This is a genomic window from Streptomyces tamarix, assembly GCF_032423885.1.
Classification (GTDB): domain Bacteria; phylum Actinomycetota; class Actinomycetes; order Streptomycetales; family Streptomycetaceae; genus Streptomyces; species Streptomyces tamarix.
In genome coordinates, this window is the sequence record NZ_JAWCTQ010000001.1 from 253058 (window position 1) to 276483 (window position 23426).

The following is a 23426-nucleotide window of genomic DNA, read 5'->3' on the forward strand; positions in this document are numbered from 1 at the left end:
TCGCGGCCGTCCGTCCCCGCCGCGCTCGCCGGCTCCTCGCGCCCGTGCGCGTCCCGGGCCCGCCGGCTCCCCGTGCCCGTCTCCCCCGTCGCGTCGTGCTCCCGGACCCGTCCCTCAGCCCCGTCCCCTCCTCCGCTCCTCCCGCCGCCCCGCCGGTACGAGCCGCAGGCGCGGCGGCGGGAGGACCGCGTACGACCGGTCCAGCAGGTCGCCGCGCAGGTCGCCGTCGCGCGCCTGGTCGGCCAGGGCCCGCAGGGAGCGGGAGAGCAGGCCGCTCAGCGCCGGGACGCTGTCCTCCGGGCCGAGCACCTCTCCCGCGGGGAAGCCGTCCCCCCACCCGCCGGGCGGCCTGCAGGCGAGCGCGGCCTCCCGCACCTCGGTGACGAGGCGGTCCCGGGCCGCGCCGTCCTCGCCGGTACGGGCCGGGTCCGCGAGCCGCGCGGCGGCCTCGCGCAGGTCCGCCGCGGTGGGGCCGCCGCCCGGCAGCCGGCCGGCGAGCACGCGGACGGCGGCGACGCGGGCCGCGTCGTGGTGGCGGGAGGTGGTGGGCACCCCGTCCAGGACGGCGACGGCCCCCCGCCGGTCGCCGCGCCGCAGGTGGACCCGTACCAGCCCGAACGCCGCGCTGCCCTGTGTGCGGTCGCGCTGCCAGACCGCCTCGTAGTAGTCCCGCGTCCGCCGCTCGTCGGCGTCGAGGTACTCGGCGCAGTAGCCGAGCGCCAGCTTGGGCGCCCACTCGCCGGGCAGCGACGCGTACACGGCGGCGAACTCCTCCTCCGCCGCCCGCACCTGGCCCTCCGCCAGGCGCAGCAGCCCGCGGTGCCAGGAGAGCCGCCAGTCGTACTCGCCCGCGCCCAACCGCCCGGCGGCGCCCAGCCACCGCTCGGCCTCGCCGTGCGCGCCCCGGTCCGCGTACGCGCGGCACAGCCACAGCGCGGTCTCGACGGTGCCGAACGCCGGGTCGTGCGCGGCCTGTTCGGCGACGCGCCCGGGGCTGCGGGCGGCGAGCCCGCCGAGGAGGACGGCGGCCGGGTCGTCCGGGTCGGGGATCGGGACGGGCAGGCCCCGCGCGGCCTCCTGCGGGTCCGGCGCCCGTACGGGGAGGGGGCGGGGGCCGTCCGGGGCAGCGCCGGCCCAGTGGCCGAGGTCCGGGACCGTGCCGAGGGCGGCGCCGAACAGCGCCCCGGTGGGCGCGAACCGGGTGGAGCGCTCGGGGTACGGCTCGTGCCAGGTCAGGGCCTGGTGTTCGCGCAGCACCTCCCAGAGCTGGCGGGACATCTCGGCGGCCGAGGCGAACCGGGCGGCCGGCTCGGGGTGGGTGGCGCGGCGGACGAGCGCCTCGAAGGAGCGGGCGGCGAGCCCGGAGGCGGGGGCGGCGCGGGTGGCGAGCGCCTGGAGGGTGCGGCCGACGGTGTACAGGTCGGTGTCGACGTGGAAGCCGCGCCGGTCGCGCTCCCGCTTCGGCGGCGCGTAGTCACGGGTGTAGACGAGGCCGGAGGCGCGGTCGTCGACGCGGCGGATGGCGCCGAGGTCGATGACCTTGATGTCGCGGCCGTAGTGGATGACGTTGTCGGGCTTCATGTCGCAGTACAGCAGGCCCTGCTCGTGGAGGTACTCCAGCGCCCCGAGGATCTTGCAGCCGTACGTGAGGACGTGGTCGATCCCGAAGGGCCGGCCGAAGACCTCCGTCAGCTCCTCGTCGGAGGCGTAGCGGATCCAGGCGAGGGAGCGGCCGGCGATGTACTCCATGACGATGTAGCCGGTCGGCTCGTCGTCGCCGGGCGCCTGGTGCTGGACGTACGTGATGATCCGGACGATGTCCCGGTGGTGGAGCGTGGTGAGGGAGCGGCGCTCCTCGACGGCGGAGCGGCGGGCGACGGCGTCCCTGGTGTTGATGAGGCCCTTGAGGACGACGAGGTGGTCGGGGACCTCGGTGTCCTCGGCGAGGTAGACCCAGCCGAGGCCGCCGGCCGCGAGGTAGCCCAGGACGCGGTAGTGGCCGCCGACGGTGTCACCGGGGCGCAGGCGGGGCTCGAACGAGTACGGCCGGCCGCACTCGGGGCAGAAGCCGTGGTCGGGGGCGGGGCCGCCGTCGTAGCCGATGCCGATGGTGCCGGCGCAGTTCTCGAAGCCGCAGCGGCGGCCGCCGGTGGGCGGGCGGGCGGTGGTGGTGGCGGCGACGCCGGGGTCGGGGGCCTCGATGTGCGGGAGGAGGACGAGGCCGTCCCGGTCGAGCGGGGCCGGCCCGGTGGCCGCCGGGCGCGGGGCTGCGGGCCCCGGGGCGGCGGGGGCGGGATCGGTGGGCCCCGGGACGGCCGGGTCGGGGACGGTCAGGACGGTCGGGGAAGGGGCCGGGGCCGGGGGCAGACGGTGGCAGGTGTCGCAGAAGCCGGTGGCCATGAGCGTGCCGGTGCAGCCGGCCCGGGCGCAGGGGGTGGGGGCGGGTGGCGTCATGACGGCGCGGCACCTCCCCGCTCCCGCCGGTTCCGCTCGTGTCCGGCGCGGTCGGCGCGCTCGACGAGGCGGACGTACGCGTCGACGGCCTCCTCGGCGGCGCGCACGTCGCAGGGCCGGGCGCGCAGCAGTTGGTGGGCGCGCCGGCGGAGGGTGTCGGCCTCCAGGTCCTCGGCGCCTTCGGTGAGGCTCTGGTGGAGGGCGTGGTAGCCGTCGAGGCGGCCGGCGAGTTCGCCGCGGCGGCGGCACAGGGCGTCGAGGCGGCGGGCGGCGGCGTGGAGGCGGGCGCTCAGCCGGTCGGTGAGCCGTTCGAACACGGCCAGGTCGGGTGCCCCGTCGAGCGCGGCGGGCCGCTCGGCGCCGGTGAGGATGTGCAGGGCGCCGCCGGCCCGGTAGAGGGCGTCGTGGACGGCTTCGGGGTCGTCGGCCCGCACGGTGGCCATGGCGTCGCCGAGGGACGCGGCGAGCGGCCCGGTGATCTCCCGGAGCCGGGCGACGAGGTGGGCGCGGCGCTCCTGGGCGGGCCGGACGACCAGGTCGGCCCGGGCCCGTTCGTAGCAGGCGCCGGCCTCCCGGAAGACGAGGAGGAGGCGGCTGCCGCGCTCCCGGAGGACGGCGAGGAGGTCGAGGAGGGCGGGCGGGTCGACGGCCCGGTCGACGCCGACGACGACGAGGGTGAGGGCGACGCCGCCGGCCCTGATCCGCTCGACGGCGGGGTCGGCGGGGTGCTGCCAGAGGCCCATGCGCTCCGCGACGCGCTCGGCCGTCTCGGCGGCGGTGCTGCCGGTGGCGTCGAGGGCCAGGTCGTGGCCGCCCGCGGACGGGACGGTGCCGGGCGGGTCCAGGGAGGCCCGGTCGACGGACGCGGTGGTGCGTAACTCGCGGTCGGCGAGGGTGATGGCGCGGCGCAGGGTCGCGGCGCGGGCGTGGTCCCCGGGGCGTACGAGGCTGATCTTCACCTGCTCCCCGTCGCCCCGGAGCCAGGCGGCGAGGCGCTGCGCGAACGGCTCGTCGAGGGCCGGTACGGGCGGCTCGCCGCCGGTGCGGGAGCGGAGCCGGTCGTCGACGGCGGTGCGGCCGCGGGTCCACGCGGCGACCTGCGGCAGGTGCCGGACGATGGTCTCGGCGGGGCTCATGAACGAGAACGAGTTGCCGTGCCGGTCGCGCATGCCGGTGAGGACGATGCCGATGACCTCGCCGGTCAGGTCGTCGACGACGCCGGCGCCGCTGCAGCCGGGGCTGGCCAGTTCGCCGGGGGTCTGCGGGCCGAGCTGGACCTGCCCGTCGCGTCCGCAGCCGCCGATGATGGTGGCGCGGAACCAGATGCCGCCGTTGTGCTCGTACGGGAAGCCGTACATGCGGACCGCGCGGTTCGGCGCGGAGAGCCGGTGGAGGAAGACCGGCTCGTGGGCGGGCCTGGGGTGTTCGAGCCGGAGGAGGGCCACGTCGCCGCTGGGGTCGCCGTCCGCGTCGCGGGTCTCGGGGACGTACGCGTCCTCGTCGACCCAGGCGGTGACGGCGGGGACGTGGAGGCCGGGCGCGCCGACGAACTCGGCGGTGACGTGCGCGCCGGGGGTGACCACGTGGGCGCAGGTGAGGACCCGGTCGGGGCTCAGCAGGACGCCGGCGCCCGCGATCTCGCCGTTCCCCCACCGGACGCGGACCGCCCACGGCGGGGTCTTCGAAGAAGGATCGGCGCTGATACCCCCGTCGGCCACCATGGTCCGGAACTATACGCGCGAGGCCCCTTCTGCCCCATACTTGGCGATCGGCGAACCGACGACCGCGGGGGTTGCGCGATGGCGGACGAACAGGGCTTCGTGGGGCTGGCCGAGGTGGTGCGGCAGATCCGCGGGGAGTTGGAGAAGGCCCGGGACGACGCGGAGGGCCGCGCTCTGGGATTCACCGTGGAGAAGGTGAACCTGGAGTTCACGGTGCAGGTGCACCGCTCCGGTTCGGGCCGCGGCGGGGTGCGCATCGGCGTGGTGACGGCCGAACTGGGCGGCCAGGTGGACCGTCAGACCACCCATCAGGTGCAGGTGGAGCTGGTTCCCGAGTACGAGGGCGGACGCGTCCGGGTCGGCCGGGGCACGCCACCGCCTCCCGCCGCGCGCTGACGGCCGCCGCCCGCGTCGGTGCGGGCCCCGCGGGGCGGCCCGGGCCGCTCGGGCGCCGCTCCCCGGGGTCGCCGCCGGACCGGCGGCCCGGGTCCGCCGCCTCCCGGTCCGGGAGTGGCACGGCGTGCAGGTTCCGCCGCCCCGTCCCGCCCCGCGCCGGTCCGGCGGCCCGGCGGCCCGGTGGTCCGGCCGTCCGGCGCGCCGCCCCGCCCGCGGCGCGACCCGGGACTCGATCCCCGTACGCCCGTACGCCCGTACCACCCCTACGGCCCGTGCCCCCGTGCTCCTCGGCGGGCCGGTCCGCACGGCCCGCGCCACGCGCGCCGCCCGCCCCGAAACCCGCGGGAACGGCCGGGGGCCGGGCGGGCGGGAACCGGGCGGGGAACGGGGAACGGGGGCGCGAAGACATGTCCGAGGCGTGTCCGTGGTGTGTCCGATTGCCGGGGCATCGGCGTCCACGGTGTGGTGCACTATTGCCCCCAAGTGCAGGGTTCACGGGGAGGGAAGGCATGTTCACGGGGATCGACGAGGTCGACTGGGCCTCGCTGGGTCATGCCTACGGCCCGGCCGACGACGTGCCCGCGCTGCTGCACGGGCTGGCGTCCGACGACCCGGCGGAGCGCGAGCGGGCGCTGGACGGGATGTACGGAACGGTGCACCACCAGGGCGACGTCTACGACTCGACGCTGGCGTGCATCCCGTTCCTGCTGGAGCTCGTGGCCCGCCCGGACGTCCAGGACCGGGGCTGCGTCGTGGAGCTGCTCGCCAGCATCGGCGGCATCGACCTGTCCGGCGACGACGAGCTGCAGGAGCTCGACCCGGAGGACGAGGAGTTCGAGGACGCCGCCAACTACGCCATGGCCGCCGCGGCCGTGGCCGCCGGCGCGGACGTGTTCCTGGCGCTGGTCGGCGACGAGGACCGGGAGGTGCGGCTCGCGGTCCCCGGGGCACTGGCCTCCCTGCACGGCGACCCGGTGCGCGTGCTGGACCTGCTGCGGGAGCGGCTCACCGTCGAGCAGGACACGGAGGTGCGGCTCGCGCTGGTCGAGGCGGTCGGCAGGATCGCCCTGCGGTACGAGTCCCTGCGCGAGGAGACCGCGGCCTGGCTGTCCTGGCTGTCCGGCGCCGCCCAGGACCCCGCGCTGCGGCTGGCCGCGCTGGCGCAGCTCGCCCGGTGCGCGCCGGGACGGCTGCCCCGTGACGTCGTGCCGACCGTGACCGGTCTGCTGGCGGAGCTGCGCCGGCCCGGCCGCGCGCCCGGCGGCGGCCCCGGCGGGGGGTCGGGAACGGGTGGCGGCGCGGGGCCCGGGGGCTCCAACGCCCCTTCGACCCTGTGGGATTCGGCCAACTCCTGGACCGGGCCGGGGATGCGGGAGGCGCAGGCGCCGGCGAATCCCGTGCACTCCGTGCCACCGGTGGAGCCGGCCGAGTCGCGGCCCGCCGCCCCGACGCTCGTCGGCCCGGTGCGGGAGGCGCGCGAGGAGCAGCGGGCGGGGTGCGGCGCGGCGTGGGCGGACGACCTGCTCCGCACGCTGCACGGCGCCCTCGACGACCGGGTCGACGACCGCATCGCCCTGATCACCGCCCAGTTGCGCAGCCCCGACAGCGCCCAGCGGACCGACGCGGTGTGGATGTGCGGCAGCCTCGTGCGCACGTGGCGCGGTGCGTACGAGGGAGTGGTGCGGCTCGTCGGGGCACAGCTGCGCGACCCGGAGCCGAGGCTGCGGGCGGCTGCCGCGAGCTGGCTGGAGGGGCTGTTCTCACTGGCGGCGCCCGCCGCGGACGACCTGGCGGCGCGGGTGGCCGCGGACCCGGCGCCGTGGGCGCCCGAGTGGGTGGGCGGCCGGCCCGGCACGGCGAGCGCGCTGCTGGCGCTGACCCGGGCGGGGGACGCGCGGGCGGTGCCGGCGCTGGCCCGGGCGCTGGAACAGCCGGAGCCGGACGGCAGGCTGCTGTACGCGATCCCGTGCCTGGCGGAGGCGGGCGGTCCGCTGGTGCCGCTGCTGCGCCGCCGGTTGGGCGCGCTGCCGCTCGACGACGAGCTGGGCGAGCAGGCGGGGCCGCTGCTGCTGGCGCTGGCGAAGCTGCGGGCGGTGGAGGCGCTGCCGGAGGTGCTGCGGGTGCTGCGCGGGGCGCCGGCGTTCCGCCGCGAGTGGGTGCTGGAGTCGGCGCTGCGGGCGGTCGCGGCGTTCGGCCCGGCCGCGCGGGAGGCGGCGGCGGACGTGCGGGTCCTGCTGGACGACGCCTCCGCCGGGACGGTGACGGCGGCGGCGCGGGCGCTGTGGGCGGTGGAGGGCGACGCCGGAGCGGTCCTGCCGAGGCTGCGGGCGCTGCTGCGGGCGCCCGACGCGCACGGGCGGCGGTCGGCGGCGTGGGCGGTCGGCGCGTTCGGCGGGTCGGCCGGGGCGGCGGCGCCGGAGCTGCGGGCGTGCCTGACGGCGCCGGACGTGTGGCTGCGCGTCGACGCGGGGACGGCGCTGTGCCGGGTGTCCGGCGACCCCGGGGAGGCACTGCCGGTGCTGCTGGCGGCGTGGCGGGAGAACCGGCACACGCGCGTGGAGATCGCGGAGTGCCTCGCCGAACTGGGCCCGGTGGGCCGGCTGGCGCCGGAGGCCGCGCCGTTACTGCGCGGCGAACTCGCCCGTACGCGGCGGCACAACGTGTCGGCCGGGGTGACCGGCGACCACGACGTCCACGAGGACGAGCGGCTGCTCTCCCTCTGCCGCCGCGCCCTGGGCGTCCCGGCGGAGTGACCCGGGTTCCGGTGCCGCGGGCCCGCCGCGTGCCGGGTGTGGGCCGGCTGTTACACCATCGAGGGGTCGCCGCAACGCGCGCCTCCTAGGGTGGCGGCGGCCCGTCCGGGGCGGGCGTCCTGGACGTCGTAGGGCCTGCGCAGCGCCACCGACCCCAGGAGCACCGAAGACCGTGTCCCCGCACCGCCACCGCCTCGCCGTGCGCCGCGCGGCCCGCCTGGTGCCGCCCGTCGCGGCCGCCGCGCTGCTCCTCCCGCTGGCGGCGTGCGGGAACGCGGGGGAACTGCGGAGCGCGGGCGCCACCCCGACCGCCGTGGGCCCGGTCCGGCTGTGGCCGGACCTGCCGCCGGTGACGGCGCCGCCGGCCGACCACGGGGAGGGCGAGACGCGGCGGGTGCCGGGTGTCCGGGTGCCGGCCGGCGGCGTGCGCCGGGTCGACCCGGTGGCGGTGGTGCGCGCCGAGCTGGCGGCGGGCCCCGACCGGTACGGCGGTGCGGACGGCGTGGACGACGCGACCGCGCGGGCCGTGGAGCGGTGCGGTGCGGAGCCGGAGGCGTGCCCGGTCCTCACCCCGTACCACCGGGATCTGACGGGGGACGGCGAGGAGGAGCTGATCGTCGGGATCCGGACGGCGGACGGGCGGGTGGCGGTGCGCTGCTACCTGCCGGAGAACGGCGGGCTGACCCGGGTCATGTCGACGGTCGAGCAGTTGGTCAGCGTGGAGCTGGCGGGCCGGGACCTGGTCCTGCGGGCGGTCTCGGCGGGCATTCCGGGCTACGAGTACCGCACGGCGTGGTCGTGGGACGCGCAGCAGCGGACGATGCTGCCGGCGCGGGACGAGATCGTACGGGTCAAGCCGACGCCGCCCCGCCCGGGACCGCTCCCGGCGCCGGCGCCGGAGACGGGACGGAGGTCGGACGCGGGCGCCGATGCCGGGCCGGAGGCGGACACCGGGACGGACGCGGGCGCCGAGCCGGACGCGGGCGCCGGTCCCGGGGCGGGTGCCGGGACGGCGCCGGGGACGGCGGCCCGGTGAGCGCCGTCCGCGCGCGCCCGGGCCGGCGGCGGGCGCGGGGCGTGCCGCGCCGCCCCGCGTGGACGGCGACGCTGACGTGGAAGGCGGCCGTCTTCATCACGCTCATGTGCTGTGCGCTGGCGGCGCTGCTGGGCGTGCTGGTGCACGTGTCGGTGACGCGGCAGACCGTGGACGCGTCCCGGGAGAAGGCGCTGGCCCGGCTGGCGGACGTGACGCGCGCGTACGAGGCGGGGGAGCCGCTGCCGCCGTCCGCCGGTGTCGACCCGGTCGGCCTGCCGCCCCCGCTGCGGGACCTGGCGGCGCGCGGCAGCCGGGGCACGGTGGTCGCCGACCACGAGGGGCGGCCGACGATGTGGGCGGCGGGCCCGGCGGACGGGCGGGCGCTGGCCGTCCGCGTGGACTACTCGCTGGGCGCGCGCACCATCAGCGGCCTGGACCGGGCGATCCTCGGGTCGTCGGTGCTGGCGATCGGGGCGACGCTGCTGGTCGGGTCGTTCGCGGTGACGCGGGTGACGCGGCGGCTGCACCTGACGGCGCGGGTGGCGCGGCGGATCAGCGCGGGCGACCTGGACGCGCGGGTCGACGACCCCCGTACGAAGGACCCCTCGCGGCCGCAGGACGAGGTCGCCGCGGTGTCGGGCGCGCTGGACACGATGGCGTCCTCGCTCCAGGGCAAGCTGCTGAGCGAGCGGCGGTTCACGGCGGACGTGGCGCACGAGCTGCGGACGCCGCTGACGGGGCTGTCGGCGGCGGCCGACCTGCTGCCGCCGGGCCGGCCGTCGGAGCTGGTGCGGGACCGGGTGCGGGCCCTGCGGGCGCTGACGGAGGACCTGCTGGAGATCTCGCGCCTCGACACGGGCGGCGAGCGGGTGGACCTGGACGTGTACGCGCTGGGGCCGCTGGCCGAGCGGGTGGTGCTCGCGTCGGGTGCCCCCGCCCGGGTGCGGATCGTCCGCGACGCGCGGGTCGAGACCGACAGGCGGCGTCTGGAGCGGGTCCTCGGCAACCTCCTGGCCAACGCGCACGGGCACGGCCGGCCGCCGGTCGAACTGACCGTCGACGGGCCGGTGGTGACGGTCCGCGACCACGGCGAGGGGTATCCGGCGTACCTGCTGGAGCACGGGCCGCAGCGGTTCCGCACGGAGGGCGGGAGCAAGGGGCACGGGCTGGGGCTGACCATCGCGCGCGGCCAGGCGTCGGCGGTCGGCGCCGAGCTGGTCTTCGCGAACGCGCCGGACGGCGGCGCGGAGGCCCGGCTCACGCTCCCGGAGTACGCGGACCTCACGGCGGAGGGCGGCGAGGAACCCGCGTGACGGCGCGCGCAGTGTGACATAAGGGACATATCACTCATGGCTTGCTACGTTGCGGGGCATGACCGCAGCGATGACGGACCCCCTGCCGCCCCGGGTGCGTCTCCCCCGGCGGCGCGGGGTGGAGTTCTCGCTGCTGTGCTGCGCCGTGCTGTGCTCCGTGTACGGCTACGCCGGCGTGGGCCTCGGCCACAGCGGCGCCGTGCCGCACGACGTCGCCGGGTACGGGGCCGGTCTCGGCCTGCTGGCGCTGACGGGCCACCTGGCGGTGCGGTTCTGCGCCCCGTGCGCCGATCCGCTGCTGCTGCCCATCGCGGTCCTGCTGAACGGCCTCGGCCTCGTCCTCATCTACCGCCTCGACCTGGAGACCCCCGCCGACCGGGCGGCCCCCACGCAGCTCGTGTGGTCGGCGCTCGGCGTGGCGCTGTTCGCGGCCGTGGTCGTGTCCCTGCGCGACCACCGGCTGCTCCAGCGGTACGCGTACCTGTCGGTGGCCGTCGCGCTCGTCCTGCTGATCGTGCCGATCTTCTTCCCCGCCGTGAACGGGGCGCGGATCTGGATCCGGGCCGGCGGGCTGTCCTTCCAACCGGGCGAGTTCGCCAAGATCCTGCTCGCGGTGTTCTTCGCCGCGTACCTGGCGGCGAACCGCGCCGCGCTCGCGCACACGGGCCGCACGCTGTGGCGCGTGCGGCTGCCGGCCGGCCGGGTGCTGGGGCCGATCGCCGCGGTGTGGCTGATCAGCGTGGGCGTACTGGTCCTGGAGCGGGACCTCGGCACGTCGCTGCTGTTCTTCGGCCTGTTCGTGATCCTGCTGTACGTGGCGACGGGGCGGACCGGCTGGATCGTGGTCGGGCTGCTGCTGGCCGGGGTGGGGGCCTTCGCCGTGGGCGCGTTCGAACCGCACGTCCACGGGCGGGTGGAGGACTGGCTGCGCCCGTTCGCGTCGATCGAGGCGGGCCGGGGGCCGGGGCAGTTGGCGCAGTCGCTGTTCGCGTTCGCGGCGGGCGGGCTGTTCGGCGTCGGCCTGGGCCTCGGCCACTCGGTGCTCATCGGCTTCGCCGCCAAGTCGGACTTCATCCTCGCCACGGCCGGTGAGGAGCTGGGCCTCACCGGCCTGACCGCGCTGTTCCTGCTGTACGCGCTGCTCGTCGCGCGCGGCTACCGCTCCGGGCTCGCGCTGCGCGACCCGTTCGGCCGGCTGCTGGCGACCGGGCTGGCGTCGATCCTGGCGCTCCAGGTCTTCGTCATCGCGGGCGGGGTGATGGGGCTGATCCCGCTGACCGGGATGGCGATGCCGTTCCTCGCGCAGGGCGGCTCGTCCGTCGTCACCAACTGGATCATGGTGGCGCTGCTGGTCCGCGTCAGCGACTCCGCCCGCGCCCCCGACCCCGGCGGCGACCCCGACCCCGACGGCGGACCGGGCGCGGCCGCCGCGCCGGCGCGGCCCGCGCGGGAGGGCGCCCGGTGACGACGTACATCCGCCGCGCCGCGGCCCTGTGTCTGGTCCTCCTCGTGGCCCTGCTGGTCAACGCGGCGCGCGTCCAGGTCTTCCAGGCGGACCGGCTCGACGGCAACCCGGCCAACCGCCGCACCGTGCTGTCCCGGTACGCCGAGCCGCGCGGCGACATCCTCGTCGAGGGCCGTCCGGTCACCGGCTCGAAGGACACCGGCCAGTTCCTGCGGTACGAGCGCACGTACACCGACGGCCCCCTGTACGCGCCGGTCACCGGCCACGCCTCGCAGACGTACGGCACGACGTTCCTGGAGGACGCCGAGGACGCCGTCCTGGCCGGCACCAGCCCGCGCCTCTCCCCGCTCCCCCCGTGGAGCGGCCTCGGCCCCGGCCGCCGGCCCGGCGGCCACGTCGCCACGACCGTCAGGTCCGCCCTCCAGCAGGCCGCGTACCGGGGCCTGGCGGGGCGGCGCGGCGCGGTCGTCGCGCTGGAGCCGTCCAGCGGACGCGTCCTGGCCCTGGTGTCCAGCCCGTCGTACGACCCCGGCGTGCTGTCCGGCACGGGCAGCGAGGCGGCCACGGCGTGGGCGCGGCTCAACACGGCGCCGGACCGGCCGATGCTGAACCGGGCGCTGCGGGAGACGTACCCGCCCGGCTCCACCTTCAAGATCGTGACCGCGGCGGCGGCGCTGGACGCCCGTGTCGTCACGGACGTGCACGCGCCGACCGGCACCCCCGACCCGTACCCGCTGCCCGGCACGCGCACGCTGCTGCCGAACGGGGCGAACGGCTGCGCCGACGCCTCCCTGGCGTACGCGATCCGCTGGTCGTGCAACACGGTGCTGGCCCGGCTCGGCGTCGAGGTCGGCCCGTCCCGGATGGTGGAGACGGCCCGCGCGTTCGGCTTCAACGACCCGGACCTGCGCATCCCGTCGCGCGTGGCGCGGTCCAACATCGACACGGACATGTCCCCGGACCGGCTGGCGCTGTCGGCGATCGGCCAGTACGACACGCGGGCGACGCCGCTGCAGATGGCGATGGTCGCGGCGGCGGTCGCGAACGGCGGGGAGCTGGCCCGCCCCCACCTGGTCGAGTCGACGACCACGGCCTCCGGCGGACTCGTCGAGCGGACGCCCCGGCACACGTACTCCCGGGCGATGACGCCGTCGACGGCACGGACGCTGCGGGAGCTGATGGTCGACGTGGTCGAGCGGGGCTCGGGCGGCAACGCGGGCATCGAGGGCGCGGAGGTCGGCGGCAAGACCGGCACCGCGCAGCACGGCGTGGGCAACGGGGGCACGCCGTACGCGTGGTTCATCGGCTGGGCCCGCGCGGCCGACGCGGCCCGCCCGGCCGTCGCGGTGGCGGTGGTCGTGGAGGACGCGGCGGCGCGGCGCGAGGAGATCAGCGGCGGCGGGAGCGCGGCCCCGATCGCCCGCGCCGTGATGGAGTCGGCGCTGGCGCTGGAGCGGGCGGGCTGACGCCGGCGCGGGCCGCCCCGGCGCTCACCCCTCCGCCGCGCCCTCCGCGACGGCGTCCGCGACCTCGGCGACGCGCCGTGCCTCCTCCGCGGCGAACCGCTCGGCGTCCAGCCGCTCGGCGACCTCCTCGTCCTGGGCCATCAGCAGGTCGAGGTTGGAGTCGCCCAGGTCGAAGACGCCCATGTCGAGGTAGGCCCTCTGCAACCGTTCGCCCCACAGGCCGATGTCCTTGACGCACGGCACGATCCGGCTGAACAGCAGCTTGCGGAAGAGCTGGAGGAACTCCGAGCGCTCCGACATCTCCTCGGCCTCCCGCTTGGGGATGCCGAAGTTCTCCAGCACCTCGACGCCCCGCAGCCGGTCGCGCATCAGGTGGCAGCCCTCGATGACGAACTCCTCGCGCTCGCGCAGTTCGGCGTCGGTCAACTGCCGGTAGTAGTCGCGCAGGGCCATCCGGCCGAACGCCACGTGCCGCGCCTCGTCCTGCATCACGTACGCGAGGATCTGCCGGGGCAGCGGCTTGTCCGTCGTGTCGCGGATCATGCCGAAGGCGGCGAGGGCCAGGCCCTCGATGAGGACCTGCATGCCGAGGTACGGCATGTCCCAGCGGGAGTCGCGGAGGGTGTCGCCGAGCAGCGACCGGAGGTCGTCGTTGATCGGGTAGAGCATCCCGATCTTCTCGTGGAGGAAGCGGGTGTAGATCTCGGCGTGCCGGGCCTCGTCCATCGCCTGGGTGGCGGAGTAGAACTTGGCGTCCATGTCGGGGACGGCCTCGATGATGCGGGCCGCGCAGATCATGGCGCCCTGCTCGCCGTGGAGGAACTGGCTGAACTGCCAGGCCGCGTAGTGGCGGCGCAGGTCGCCCCGGTCCTTCTCCGTCATCTTCGCCCAGTGGCGGGTGCCGTGGACGGTCATGGCCTCGTCGGGGGTGCCGAGGGGGTCGTACGGGTCGACCTCCAGGTCCCAGTCGATGCGCCGGGCACCGTCCCACTGCTTGTCCTTGCCCTTCTGGTAGAGGGCGAGGAGGCGGTCGCGCCCCTCGTCGTACTCCCAGGAGAAGCGGGCGGCTCCCGAGGCGGGGACCTGCCAGCGCGCGGCTCCCGGATCGCTGGCGTACAGGTCGAGCGTCGACACGGACGGGCTCCTTCGCGTCGTTGCGGGTAGGGGTCCTTCGAGGGGCAGGTTCCATCCTGCTAGACGCCGGGTCAACAAGTCGCGCCGAAGGGATTGACGGGTTTACTGACAGGCAGTCTCATAAGGGTGCGACCGCAGACCCCGAAGCCGACTGCGAGGTGGCCGAGACCATGACGACCGTGTCCGAACCCGATCTGCGCCTGCTGCGCGACGCGCTGGGCCCGCTCCGGGACCGCGAGCAGGTCGCCGCGCGGCTGCTGGAATCCTCCGCCAAGCACTCCTTCGACCCCGATACTGAGCTCGACTGGGACGCGCCGTTCGAGGACGGCAAGTGGTTCTGGCCGCCGGAGCTGGTCTCCCTCTACGACACGCCGCTGTGGCGGAAGATGTCCGAGGAGCAGCGGATGGACCTCGCCCGGCACGAGGCGGCGTCGCTCGCGTCGCTGGGCATCTGGTTCGAGATCATCCTGATGCAGCTCCTGGTCCGGCACATCTTCGACAAGTCGGTGACCAGCAATCACGTCCGGTACGCGCTCACGGAGATAGCCGACGAGTGCCGCCACTCCATGATGTTCGCCCGGCTCATCGAGAAGGGCGGCGCCCCGGCCTACCCGGTGCCCCGCGTCTACCACAACATGGCGCGGGTCCTGAAGACCGTGTCCACGACGCCGGGTTCGTTCGCGGCGACGCTGCTGGGCGAGGAGATCCTCGACTGGATGCAGCGGCTCACCTTCCCGGACGAGCGCATCCAGACCCTGGTGCGCGGCGTGACCCGCATCCACGTGGTGGAGGAGGCCCGGCACGTCCGCTACGCGCGCGAGGAGCTGCGCCGCCAGATGGTCACGGCGCCGCGCTGGGAGCAGGAGCTGACCCGGCTGAGCTGCGGCGAGGCGGCCCGCGTCTTCTCGGTCTGCTTCGTCAACCCGCGGGTGTACGAGAACGTCGGCCTCGACCGCCGCGAGGCCGTCGCCCAGGTGCGGGCGAGCGGCCACCGCAGGGAGGTCATGCAGACGGGGGCCAAGCGCCTGACGGACTTCCTCGACGACATCGGCGTGCTGCGGGGCGCGGGCCGCCGCCTGTGGAGGAGCTCGGGCCTGCTGGCGTAGGCGCACGGCCCCGGGAGACGGGGCCGCGCGGGTCGCGACGGGGCACAGGACCCGGCGGCGGGGCGGCGGTCGCGACGGGGGGCGCTGATCCCCGTACGCCCGACGGGGTTACCCTGCGGACATGACCAGTGCCGCCACGCCCGCGTACCGCCGGCTCAGTGTCGAGGAGCGGCGGGCCCAGCTCCTCGCCGCCGCGCTGTCGCTGTTCGCGCACCGGGCGCCCGAGGACGTGTCGCTGGACGACGTCGCGGAGGCGGCGGGGGTCTCCCGGCCGCTCGTGTACCGGTACTTCCCCGGCGGCAAGCAGCAGTTGTACGAGGCCGCGCTGCGGTCGGCCGCCGACCGGCTGGAGCTGTGCTTCGCCGAGCCGCCCGAGGGGCCGCCCACCGAGCGGCTCACCCGGGTCCTGGACCGGTACCTGGCGTTCGTCGACGGGCACGACGCCGGGTTCGCCGCCCTGCTCCAGGGCGGCAGCGTCGCGGAGACGTCCCGGACGACGGCGATCGTGGACGAGGTGCGGCGGGCCGCCGCCGAGCAGATCCTCCTCCACCTCGGCGTGCCGGAGCCCGGGCCCCGGCTCCGGCTGATGGTGCGGACCTGGATCGCGTCCGTCGAGGCGGCGTCGCTGATCTGGCTCGACGAGGACAAGCGCCCGCCCCTGGAGGAGCTGCGCGGCTGGCTCGTCGACCACCTCGTGGCCCTGCTGGCCGCCACCGCCGCGACGGACCCGCAGACCGCGCGGGTGGTGGAGGGCATGTTGGCGCTGGAGGAGGCGGACGGCCCCGTGGGGACGCTGGTGCGCCGGGTGGCGCCCGTGGTGGGCGGGGCCGCGCACCTGCTGTGAGACTGGCGGGGTGCGAACCGAGAACACCCCCTTCTCCGGCGGCCCCCTCGACGGCCGCGTCCTGCCGGTGCTGACCGGGCCCACGGGGCATCCGCCGAAGTGGTACGAGGTCCCCGTCCCCGCCGAGGACGGCGGCCCGCCCACGGTCTACGCGTACCGCCGCGTGCCCGCCGGGTACACGAGGCGGCTCGGGCTGCAGCGCGGCTGGAAGTACGCGTACGAGCCGGCCGGCCGCGACCGGCGCGCGCTCAAGTGGCCCTGGTCCAGGCCGGACAGGGGGCGGGACGCGCCGGACCGGCCCGCGTAGCCGGCCCGCGTGGCCGGTCCGTGTGGCCCGGCCCGCGTAGCCGGTCCGGGACCCGCCGGGCGCCCCTGCTCCCCCGGTCCCGCCCCGCCCTCCGGTCCCGATGCCCCGCCCCTTGCCCCCGGTCCCGTCTCCCGGCCTCGTCCTCCGGACCCGACCTCCCGGACCCGTCCCCCGGCCCCGCCACCCCGCTCCTGCTCCCCGGCCCGGGCCCGGCCCCGGTCCCCCAGCTCCTCCCCGATCCCGATCCCGTTCCCGTCTCGCGGCCCTGCTCCCCCGGTCCGGGTCCGCGCCCCCGGCTCCCTCCCCCGGCCCCGGTCCCCCGATTCGGTGACCGTGTTGGGCCGATTCGCCCCTTCGTCGTTTCTTCCCCTTGTCTGATGATCCATCATCACCCCGTCGACCGGAGGTGGTGGCATGACGTTCCGCAGGGGCGCGGCCGTGCTCGCGCTCGCCTCGTCGCTGGTGCTCGGCGCGCCCGTGCCGCCGCCGGCGGGTGCCGAGAGCGAGTCCGTGTCCGAGTTGCTGACCCGCCTCCAGCGGCTCTACCGGGACGCCGAGGCGGCCGGGGAGACGTACAACGCCGCCGGTGAGGAGCTGGCCGCGCAGACCGCCGAGGCGCGCCGGCTCGGCGGGGACCTGACGCGTGCCCGTGACGCGCTGGCGAAGGCGCGGGACGCGGCCGGGCGGCTGGCCCGCGCCCAGTACCAGGGCCGCGGCGACCTCTCCCCGGCGCTACGGCTGCTGTTCGCCGGCGACCCGGACCACATCCTGGACCAGGCTCTCGTGCTGCGGCGCCTGGCCCGGGAGCAGGCGGCGACGGTGAACCGGCTGGAGGGCGGCGAGGAGCGGGTGGCCTCGGCCGCCGCGGCGGCGCGCCGGGCGCTGGACCGCACGCGGGCGCTGGCCGCCGCGCGGCAGCGGGCCCGGGACGGCGCGCTGGCGAAGCTGCGGGAGGTGGAGGAGGCGCTGGTCGGGCTGGAGCCGGAGCGGCTCGCGGAGCTGGCCGCGCTGGAGCGCGAGCGGACGGCCCGGGCGCAGCGCGAACTGCTGGACGCCGGGGCGCTGGACGAGGAGGGCGCCCCCTCCGCGCAGGGCGCCGAGGCCGTCGCGTACGCGGCCGACCAGCTCGGCAAGCCGTACGCGGCGGGCGCGACGGGCCCCGCGGCCTTCGACGACTCGGGGCTGACCGCGCGGGCGTGGGCGGCGGCGGGCCGGCCGCTGCCGCGCACCGGCCCGGAGCAGTGGCGGACGCTGCCGAAGGTCCCGCTGCGGTCGCTGCGCCCCGGCGACCTGGTCGTCTACTTCCCGGAGGCCACGCACGTGGCGCTGTACGTGGGCGGCGGCCGGGTCGTGCACGCGCCCCGGCCCGGTGCCGCCGTCGCCGTGTCGCCGCTCGCCGCGCACCCGGTGCTGGGCGCCGTGCGGCCCGACGCCGGCGCCCCGTCCCTGAGGACGTACGCCCCGCCGGCCCTGGGGGGCGGCGGGGCGTGAGGGTCACGCCGAGGCGGCGGACTCCAGGAAGGCGGCGGTCTTCTCCGGCTCGTACAGGAAGTTCTCGAAGTCGGCCGGGTCGTTGAAGCCGTTCGCGAAGCGGTGGGCGACCGCGGGGAGCTTCTCGCCCGCGCCGATCAGCTGGAGCACGTGCTCCGGCGGGACGCCCAGCATCGCGTTGGTCCACTTGGTGACGTGCTGGGCGGTCTCCCAGTAGCGGTCGAACGCGGCCTGCATCCACGCCTCGTCGAACGGCCGGTCGCCGTGCTCGACGATCGACGCGAGGTAGCTGGCGGCGCACTTGGCGGCGGAGTTGGAGCCCTGCCCGGTGATGGGGTCGTTGGCGACGACGACGTCCGCGACGCCCAGGACGAGGCCGCCGCCGGGGAGGCGCCCGACGGGCTTGCGGACGGTCGGCGCGTACCGGCCGGCGAGGGTGCCGCCCCCGTCGGTCAGCTCGACCTTGGTGGCGCGGGCGTACTCCCAGGGCGTGAAGCGCTCCATCAGCTCCAGGGTGAGCGCCAGGTGCTCGGCCGGGTCCTTGACGCCCCGGAACACGTCGAGCGGGCCGCCGGGGATGCCCTCCCAGAAGAGGATGTCCGCGCGTCCGCCGGTGGTGAGGGTCGGCATCACGAACAGCTCGCCGACCCCCGGGACGAGGTTGCAGCGGACCGCGTCGAACTCGGGGTGCTCGGGGCGCGGGCCGAGGCCGTGGACGTACGCCACGGCGAGCGCGCGCTGCGGCTCGGTGAACGGGGAGCGGGCGGCGTCCCGTTCGAACATCGACACCAGTTCGCCCTTGCCGGCGGCGACGAGGACGAGGTCGTACGTGCGGGAGAAGTAGTCCAGGTCGGACACGGCCGCGCCGTGGATGACGAGCTGGCCGCCGCGCTGGGCGAACGTGTCCATCCAGCCGGCCATCTTCACGCGCTGGTCGACGGACTGGGCGTGGCCGTCGAGCCGGCCCACCCAGTCGACGGCGCGGGTGCCGTCGGGGCCGGCGACCGAGATGCCGAGGCCCTCGATGCGCGGGGCCTGGGGCTCCCAGAAGTTGAGGCCGAGGTCCCGCTCGTGCTGGAGGGCCGTGTGGAACATGCACTGGGTGGACATGACGCGCCCGTAGCGGATCTCGTCGGCCGTGCGGTTCGACATCAGGGTGACCTCGTACCCCTGCGCCTGGAGACCGAGGGCGAGCTGGAGCCCGGACTGGCCGGCTCCGACGATGAGTATCTTCCGCATCGGGAGGGGGTCTCTTTCCTTGTGGTGGGCCGTGGTCGGCGTGGTGGGCGGGGGCGGCGCGGGGTGCGCTAGACGGGGGTCTTCTCCAACGCGCGCACGACGAGCGCGAGCAGCGACTCGACGACGGTGAAACGTTCCCGCGCATCCATGATCACGATCGGTACGTCGTCCGGGACGGTCAGCGCGTCGCGCACGTCCTCCACCTCGAACCGCCGCGTGCCCTCGAAGTGGTTGACGGCCACCACGTAGGGCAGGCCGCAGCTCTCGAAGTAGTCGAGCGCGGCGAAGCAGTCGGTGAGCCGCCTCGTGTCGGCCATGACGACGGCGCCGATCGCGCCCCGCACCAGGTCGTCCCACATGAACCAGAAGCGCTGCTGGCCCGGCGTGCCGAAGAGGTACAGGACGAGGTCGTCGTCGAGGGTGACCCGCCCGAAGTCCATCGCGACGGTGGTGGTGACCTTGTCGGGCGTCGCGGAGAGGTCGTCGGTGTCCGCGCTGGCCTGGGTCATCAGGGCCTCGGTGCGCAGCGGGGTGATCTCGGAGACCGACCCGACGAACGTCGTCTTCCCCACGCCGAAACCGCCCGCGACGACGACCTTCGTCGCGATCGGGGCCCGTTCCGGGTCGAGCTGCCAGGGTGCCGGTACCTCCTCGTCCGGCAGGTCAGAGACGGCGAAGTCCACTCAGCACCCTTTCCAGCAGCGCGCGGTCGGGCTGACCGGAGCCGTGCCCGGTCCCGTACACACGGATCTTTCCCTGGTCGGCCAGGTCGCTGATCAGCACCCGTACGACCCCCAGCGGCATCCGCAGCAGCGCGGAGACCTCGGCGACCGTCCGCATCCGGCGGCACACCTGGACGATGGCCCGCATCTCCGGCATGAGCCGCCCGCCGGGCCTGGCGGGCCGCCCCTCGGCGGCCTCGGGCGCCTCGGGCGCGGCCACGAACGTCTCGACGAGCAGGACGTGCCCGAAGCGGGTCCGCCCGCCGGTCAGCGAGTACGGGCGGACGCGGGCGGGCCGGCGGTCCTCGCCGCGCACGGGCAGCTTGGCGGAGAGCGCCGTCATCGGCCGCCCTCCATCGTCTTGCGCAGCTCGCTGCGGAGCTCGGGGGTGAGCACGTGCCCGGCGCGGCCCACGAAGAGGGCCATGTGGTACGCGACGACGCTCATGTCGCAGTCGGGCGCGGCGTGCACGCCGAGGAGCGAGCCGTCGCTGATCGACATGACGAAGACGCTGCCCTCCTCCATGGCGACCATCGTCTGCTTGACGGCGCCGCCGTCCATGAGGCGGGCGGCGCCCACGGTGAGGCTGGCGATGCCGGAGACGATGGTGGCGAGGTCGGCGCTGGAGCCGCGGGGGCCGCGCGGCCGGTCCGCGCGGCCGGCGGCGTCACCGCCGGTGTCCGCGTGCGTCGCGTCGGGGTCGGACGACAGCAGGAGCAGGCCGTCCGACGAGACCACGGCGACCGACCGGACGCCAGGCACCTCCTCCACGAGATTGCCCAGCAGCCAGTGCAGGTTGCGCGCCTCGCTGCTCAGTCCTTGGGTGCCGGTGCCGGTCGTCGGACTCAACTGTGTGCCTCCTCGACTGTGTCCCCCGTTCCTGGTGACGCTTCTTCTACCCCCGCGACCTCGGCCTCAGCGTCGCGCCGGCCTTCCTGGGCGCCCCGGTGGAAGCCGCCGAGCCGGCGGCGCAGCTCCTCGGCGTTCACCCCGCCGGTGCGCTCGGCGCGGGGGGCCCCGGCGTCCACGATCCGGGGCGTCCGCTTCGGCAGGCCCTTGTCGGTGACCCGCTCCCACACGGGCCCGTCGTCCGCGGTCCGCGCGTGCTCCCCCGCCCCGCCGGGCGCGGGCAACCGCACCTGGAGGGTGGCCTCGTGCGCGGCGGGTCCGGCGGCGTCGGCGGCAGCGTCCGCGTCGTCGCCGGCGGTGGCGTGGTGCTCGGCCGGCTCGTGCTGCCCGGCCGCTCCGGCCTGCTCGTTCTGTTCGGCCTGCTCAGTTTGCTTGTTCCGCTCGGCCTGCTCGGCCGACCCGTCCCGTTCGGCCGACTCGTCCTGCCCGGCCGGCGGGTCCGCCGGGGCGGCGTCCGCGTCCGGCCCGGCGCCCTGGGGGCCAACGCCCTCGGACGGGATGTCCTCGGACGGGGTGTCCTCGGGCGCGGTGCCCGCCTCGGTCCCGGCCTCCGGTGGGGCCGCCGCCTCGGCCGGGGCCTCCGCGTCCGCCGTCCTGCGTGCCGGCAGCGCGTTGGAGTTGGCCTCCGCCACCGACCCCGGCAGGGACACCGTCGGCAACCCCTCCGCGAGGGCCACCGCCGGGGGTACCGCCGTCGGCGGCGCGTCCGGCAGGAGGGCCTGCGGGAGGACGGCCACGGCCGCCACCCCGCCGTCCTGCTCCGCCCTCAGCTCGACCCGTACGCCGTGGCGCGCCGCCAGCAGCGCGGCCACCCGCAGCCCGAGGCCCGCGCCCTCGGCGGCACCCTCCCCGTCCCCGGCCCCGCCCCGCGACGGAGCCGCCGCGGCCTCGGCGAGCGCCGGGTCCGCGAGACGGGCGTTGAGGTCCGCGAGCCGCGCCGGGGCGATCCCGATGCCCTTGTCCCGCACGGACAGCATCACGTCGCCGCCGTCCAGCAGCCAGCCGGAGAGCTGCACCCGCGCGTCCGGCGGCGAGAACGACGTGGCGTTCTCCAGCAGCTCGGCCAGCAGGTGGCTGATGTCGTCGGCGGCGAACCCGGCCACGTACGCGTGCTGCGGCAGGGACTGGATGGCGACCCGCTCGTACCGCTCGATCTCGCTGACCGCGGCGCGCAGCACGTCGACCAGCGGGACCGGCCCCTGGTGGGCGTGGCTGTGCTCGTGGCCGGCGAGGATCAGCAGGTTCTCGCTGTGGCGGCGCATGACCGTGGCCATGTGGTCCAGCTTGAACAGCGTGGACAGCCGCTCCGGGTCCTGCTCGCGCTCCTCCAGCTTCTCGATGACGGTCAGCTGCCGTTCGACGAGGCCGAGCGTGCGCAGGGACAGGTTGACGAACGTGTGGTGGACGCTGTGCCGCAGCCGCTCCAGCTCGGCGGTCAGCCGTTCGGTCTCCTCGCGCAGCTCGGCGTGGCGGGCGGCCAGCTCGGCGGCGGCGGCCTCCCGCTCCTCGCCCCGCGCGGCGCGGGCGCCGAGCTCCAGGAGCTTGCCGTGCAGCGTGTTGAGGGACCGGACGACCTGGGCGAACTCGTCGTTGCGCCCGGTGAACCGGACCGGCTCCTCGCTCTCCGGCGCGGCGGCGACCCGGGCGGCGCCGAGGCGCAGCACGGCGAGCGGGCGGGTGACCGTACGGGCGACGGCCGTGGAGACGCCGATCGCGACGAGCAGGCAGCCGCCCAGCAGGGCGATCCGCAGCTCCAGGGCGGTGACGTCGTCGTCGCGGAGCCGCTCCATGCGCTCGACCTGGCGGGTGGCGAGGGCCGACTCGACCCCGCGCATCCGCTCGATCCGGGCGGTGAGCGCGTCGGACAGCCGCTCGGGGTCGGTCCTCCGCTCGGCGCGGGACAGCTGGGGGCCGTCGGCGAGCTTGCCGAGGTGGTCCTCGGCGGCCTTGACCTCGGGTCCGGTGACGGTCGCGGCGAGCGAATCGCGGGTGGCCGCGTCGGCGGTGCTCTCGAAGTCCGCGAGGGAGACCTGCTCGCGCACGCGGGCCCGGTGGGCGGCGGCGCTCAGCTCGTCGCGGGCCCGCGCGGCGGCCTCGGCGCCCGGGTCCTCCTCGGTGACGTAGCGACCGCTGACGGGGTCGTACACGGTGCGCCCGGTGCCGCCGGGGCTGGGCACGGCGAGGGCGGCGAGGAGCAGACCACGCGTGGCGGAAGCCTGTTCGACGGCCTGGCCGAGCTCGGCGGGGGCGCGGCCGGGGCCGTCGGCGGCGCGGGCGGGGGTGCGGTCGGCGAGCTGGGCGGCGAGGGCCCGCAGCTTGTCGATGACCTCGGTGTACGCGCGGTGGGCGGTCAGCGCGGTGCCGTCTCCGGTGAGGGCGGTGCGGCGGAGGGAGGGCACGTCGGCGAGGGCGCGGCGCACGTCGTCCGGGGCGGCGGCGCGGATCTCCTCGATCTGGCGGTCGACGCGGGCGCTGTGGGTGTTCGACGGGGCGGGCTTCGCACGGCCGCCCTCCTGGCCGGCGCCGCCCGTGCCGTTCTCCGTGCCCGCGCCGTCCTCCGTGGCGGTGCCGCGGCCGGCTGCGATGTACGCGGTGACCTCGTCGCGTTCGTCGGCGAGGGAGTGGGCGAGGGTGACCGCCTGCCGGTTCAGCTCGGCGAAGGTGACGAGTCCCTGCGACTCCGTCAGGTCGGCGGAGGTGGTGAGCACGCCGGGCGCTCCGGCGCCGATGACGGTGATGCCGACGAGGGCGACGCCGGCCACGAGCCGGCTCCGTACCCGTACGCTGCGGCCGCCCGGAACATGGGGATCGCCGGGAGTGTCACTGCGCTTCTGCACCGGTGCTCACATTCTTGAACTCGTTCGCCCATGAAGCAGAGGTGACGACCGGTCACACATGGAGAGCGCTCCCACCCCTGGCACGGCTTCCGACCATTCCAGCCCTTTTGGGGAGCGGGCACCCCTCGGCCGCTCCGCCACCCGAACGAGTGAACAACACTCCGGAGTTGGCTCACAACTTCCGGCCCCGCGCGCGGAGGAGGAGCGGGCCCCCCGGGTTGGACCTTCCGCCC

The 23426-nt window shown here is 76.3% G+C and carries 18 protein-coding genes; 10 read left to right on the forward strand and 8 right to left on the reverse strand.

Translation table 11 applies throughout. The features are described 5' to 3' along the window. Positions 1-114: 114 nt before the first annotated feature. Together RND61_RS01100 and RND61_RS01105 are read right to left on the reverse strand one after the other, a co-directional pair. On the reverse strand, positions 115-2454 hold the full coding sequence (locus RND61_RS01100; RefSeq protein ID WP_315875682.1) for a serine/threonine-protein kinase: 2340 nt from the start codon (positions 2452-2454) through the stop codon (positions 115-117). After that, a complete protein-coding gene (locus RND61_RS01105) occupies positions 2451-4175 on the reverse strand; it encodes a serine protease (protein ID WP_315875683.1) in 1725 nt (574 codons plus the stop codon). Before RND61_RS01105 ends, RND61_RS01100 begins: the two co-directional genes overlap by 4 nt. 78 nt (positions 4176-4253) lie before the next feature. Here RND61_RS01105 and RND61_RS01110 point away from each other — a divergent pair, with 78 nt between their 5' ends. From RND61_RS01110 to RND61_RS01135, 6 genes are all read left to right on the forward strand, one after another. Then, entirely contained in the window at positions 4254-4571 is a 318-nt protein-coding gene (locus RND61_RS01110; protein WP_315875684.1) for a trypco2 family protein, read from the forward strand. A 509-nt stretch (positions 4572-5080) separates the two neighbouring features. Continuing rightward, a complete protein-coding gene (locus RND61_RS01115; RefSeq protein WP_315875685.1) occupies positions 5081-7324 on the forward strand; it encodes a HEAT repeat domain-containing protein in 2244 nt (747 codons plus the stop codon). A gap of 172 nt (positions 7325-7496) precedes the next feature. Then, positions 7497-8360, forward strand: coding sequence for a hypothetical protein (locus tag RND61_RS01120; RefSeq protein WP_315875686.1), 864 nt, complete (start codon positions 7497-7499; stop codon positions 8358-8360). Continuing rightward, complete coding sequence (locus RND61_RS01125; RefSeq protein ID WP_315875687.1) at positions 8357-9673, forward strand: HAMP domain-containing sensor histidine kinase; 1317 nt, start codon at positions 8357-8359, stop codon at positions 9671-9673. Before RND61_RS01120 ends, RND61_RS01125 begins: the two co-directional genes overlap by 4 nt. A 58-nt stretch (positions 9674-9731) precedes the next feature. After that, entirely contained in the window at positions 9732-11138 is a 1407-nt protein-coding gene (locus RND61_RS01130; RefSeq protein WP_315875688.1) for an FtsW/RodA/SpoVE family cell cycle protein, read from the forward strand. After that, entirely contained in the window at positions 11135-12604 is a 1470-nt protein-coding gene (locus RND61_RS01135) for a penicillin-binding transpeptidase domain-containing protein (protein WP_315875689.1), read from the forward strand. The genes RND61_RS01130 and RND61_RS01135 overlap by 4 nt, the downstream gene beginning before the upstream one ends. 24 nt (positions 12605-12628) lie before the next feature. On the opposite strand, the gene RND61_RS01140 is transcribed toward RND61_RS01135, so the two are convergent. After that, positions 12629-13738, reverse strand: a complete 1110-nt coding sequence (locus tag RND61_RS01140; protein ID WP_315875690.1) for a ferritin-like domain-containing protein — start codon at positions 13736-13738, stop codon at positions 12629-12631. Positions 13739-13908: 170 nt separating this feature from the next. Between RND61_RS01140 and RND61_RS01145 the strand changes: the two genes are divergently transcribed. From RND61_RS01145 to RND61_RS01160, 4 genes are all read left to right on the forward strand, one after another. Further along, positions 13909-14844 carry an AurF N-oxygenase family protein gene (locus RND61_RS01145; protein WP_315875691.1) on the forward strand — a complete coding sequence of 312 codons (936 nt, stop codon included), beginning with the start codon at positions 13909-13911 and terminating at the stop codon, positions 14842-14844. 121 nt (positions 14845-14965) lie between these two features. After that, positions 14966-15688, forward strand: coding sequence for a TetR/AcrR family transcriptional regulator (locus RND61_RS01150; RefSeq protein WP_315875692.1), 723 nt, complete (start codon positions 14966-14968; stop codon positions 15686-15688). Positions 15689-15698: 10 nt separating this feature from the next. After that, positions 15699-15995, forward strand: a complete 297-nt coding sequence (locus tag RND61_RS01155) for a hypothetical protein (RefSeq protein ID WP_315875693.1) — start codon at positions 15699-15701, stop codon at positions 15993-15995. A 414-nt stretch (positions 15996-16409) separates the two neighbouring features. Continuing rightward, positions 16410-17486 carry a C40 family peptidase gene (locus RND61_RS01160; protein ID WP_315875694.1) on the forward strand — a complete coding sequence of 359 codons (1077 nt, stop codon included), beginning with the start codon at positions 16410-16412 and terminating at the stop codon, positions 17484-17486. Between the two features lie 3 nt (positions 17487-17489). Here RND61_RS01160 and RND61_RS01165 read toward each other — a convergent pair whose 3' ends face one another. From RND61_RS01165 to RND61_RS01185, 5 genes are all read right to left on the reverse strand, one after another. Continuing rightward, the gene (locus RND61_RS01165) at positions 17490-18725 is read right to left on the reverse strand and encodes a styrene monooxygenase/indole monooxygenase family protein (protein WP_315875695.1); all 1236 of its coding nucleotides are present in this window, start codon (positions 18723-18725) and stop codon (positions 17490-17492) included. 68 nt (positions 18726-18793) lie between these two features. Further along, positions 18794-19408: a GTP-binding protein gene (locus tag RND61_RS01170; RefSeq protein WP_315875696.1), complete on the reverse strand. Its 615-nt coding sequence runs from the start codon at positions 19406-19408 to the stop codon at positions 18794-18796. After that, entirely contained in the window at positions 19389-19790 is a 402-nt protein-coding gene (locus tag RND61_RS01175; protein ID WP_315875697.1) for a DUF742 domain-containing protein, read from the reverse strand. Before RND61_RS01175 ends, RND61_RS01170 begins: the two co-directional genes overlap by 20 nt. Next, positions 19787-20296 (reverse strand): roadblock/LC7 domain-containing protein, encoded by a 510-nt coding sequence (locus tag RND61_RS01180; protein ID WP_315875698.1) that lies wholly within the window; start codon positions 20294-20296, stop codon positions 19787-19789. Before RND61_RS01180 ends, RND61_RS01175 begins: the two co-directional genes overlap by 4 nt. Further along, positions 20293-23118: a sensor histidine kinase gene (locus RND61_RS01185; RefSeq protein ID WP_315875699.1), complete on the reverse strand. Its 2826-nt coding sequence runs from the start codon at positions 23116-23118 to the stop codon at positions 20293-20295. The genes RND61_RS01180 and RND61_RS01185 overlap by 4 nt, the downstream gene beginning before the upstream one ends. Positions 23119-23426: the final 308 nt, after the last annotated feature.

Bases quoted from the DNA above. Each gene is read 5' to 3' on its own strand.
- RND61_RS01130 (WP_315875688.1), top strand. From the start codon at position 9,732: ATGACCGCAGCGATGACGGACCCCCTGCCGCCCCGGGTGCGTCTCCCC.
- RND61_RS01110 (WP_315875684.1), top strand. From the start codon at position 4,254: ATGGCGGACGAACAGGGCTTCGTGGGGCTGGCCGAGGTGGTGCGGCAG.
- RND61_RS01175 (WP_315875697.1), bottom strand. From the start codon at position 19,790: ATGACGGCGCTCTCCGCCAAGCTGCCCGTGCGCGGCGAGGACCGCCGG.
- RND61_RS01105 (WP_315875683.1), bottom strand. From the start codon at position 4,175: ATGGTGGCCGACGGGGGTATCAGCGCCGATCCTTCTTCGAAGACCCCG.
- RND61_RS01150 (WP_315875692.1), top strand. From the start codon at position 14,966: ATGACCAGTGCCGCCACGCCCGCGTACCGCCGGCTCAGTGTCGAGGAG.
- RND61_RS01115 (WP_315875685.1), top strand. From the start codon at position 5,081: ATGTTCACGGGGATCGACGAGGTCGACTGGGCCTCGCTGGGTCATGCC.
- RND61_RS01165 (WP_315875695.1), bottom strand. From the start codon at position 18,725: ATGCGGAAGATACTCATCGTCGGAGCCGGCCAGTCCGGGCTCCAGCTC.
- RND61_RS01100 (WP_315875682.1), bottom strand. From the start codon at position 2,454: ATGACGCCACCCGCCCCCACCCCCTGCGCCCGGGCCGGCTGCACCGGC.
- RND61_RS01145 (WP_315875691.1), top strand. From the start codon at position 13,909: ATGACGACCGTGTCCGAACCCGATCTGCGCCTGCTGCGCGACGCGCTG.
- RND61_RS01160 (WP_315875694.1), top strand. From the start codon at position 16,410: ATGACGTTCCGCAGGGGCGCGGCCGTGCTCGCGCTCGCCTCGTCGCTG.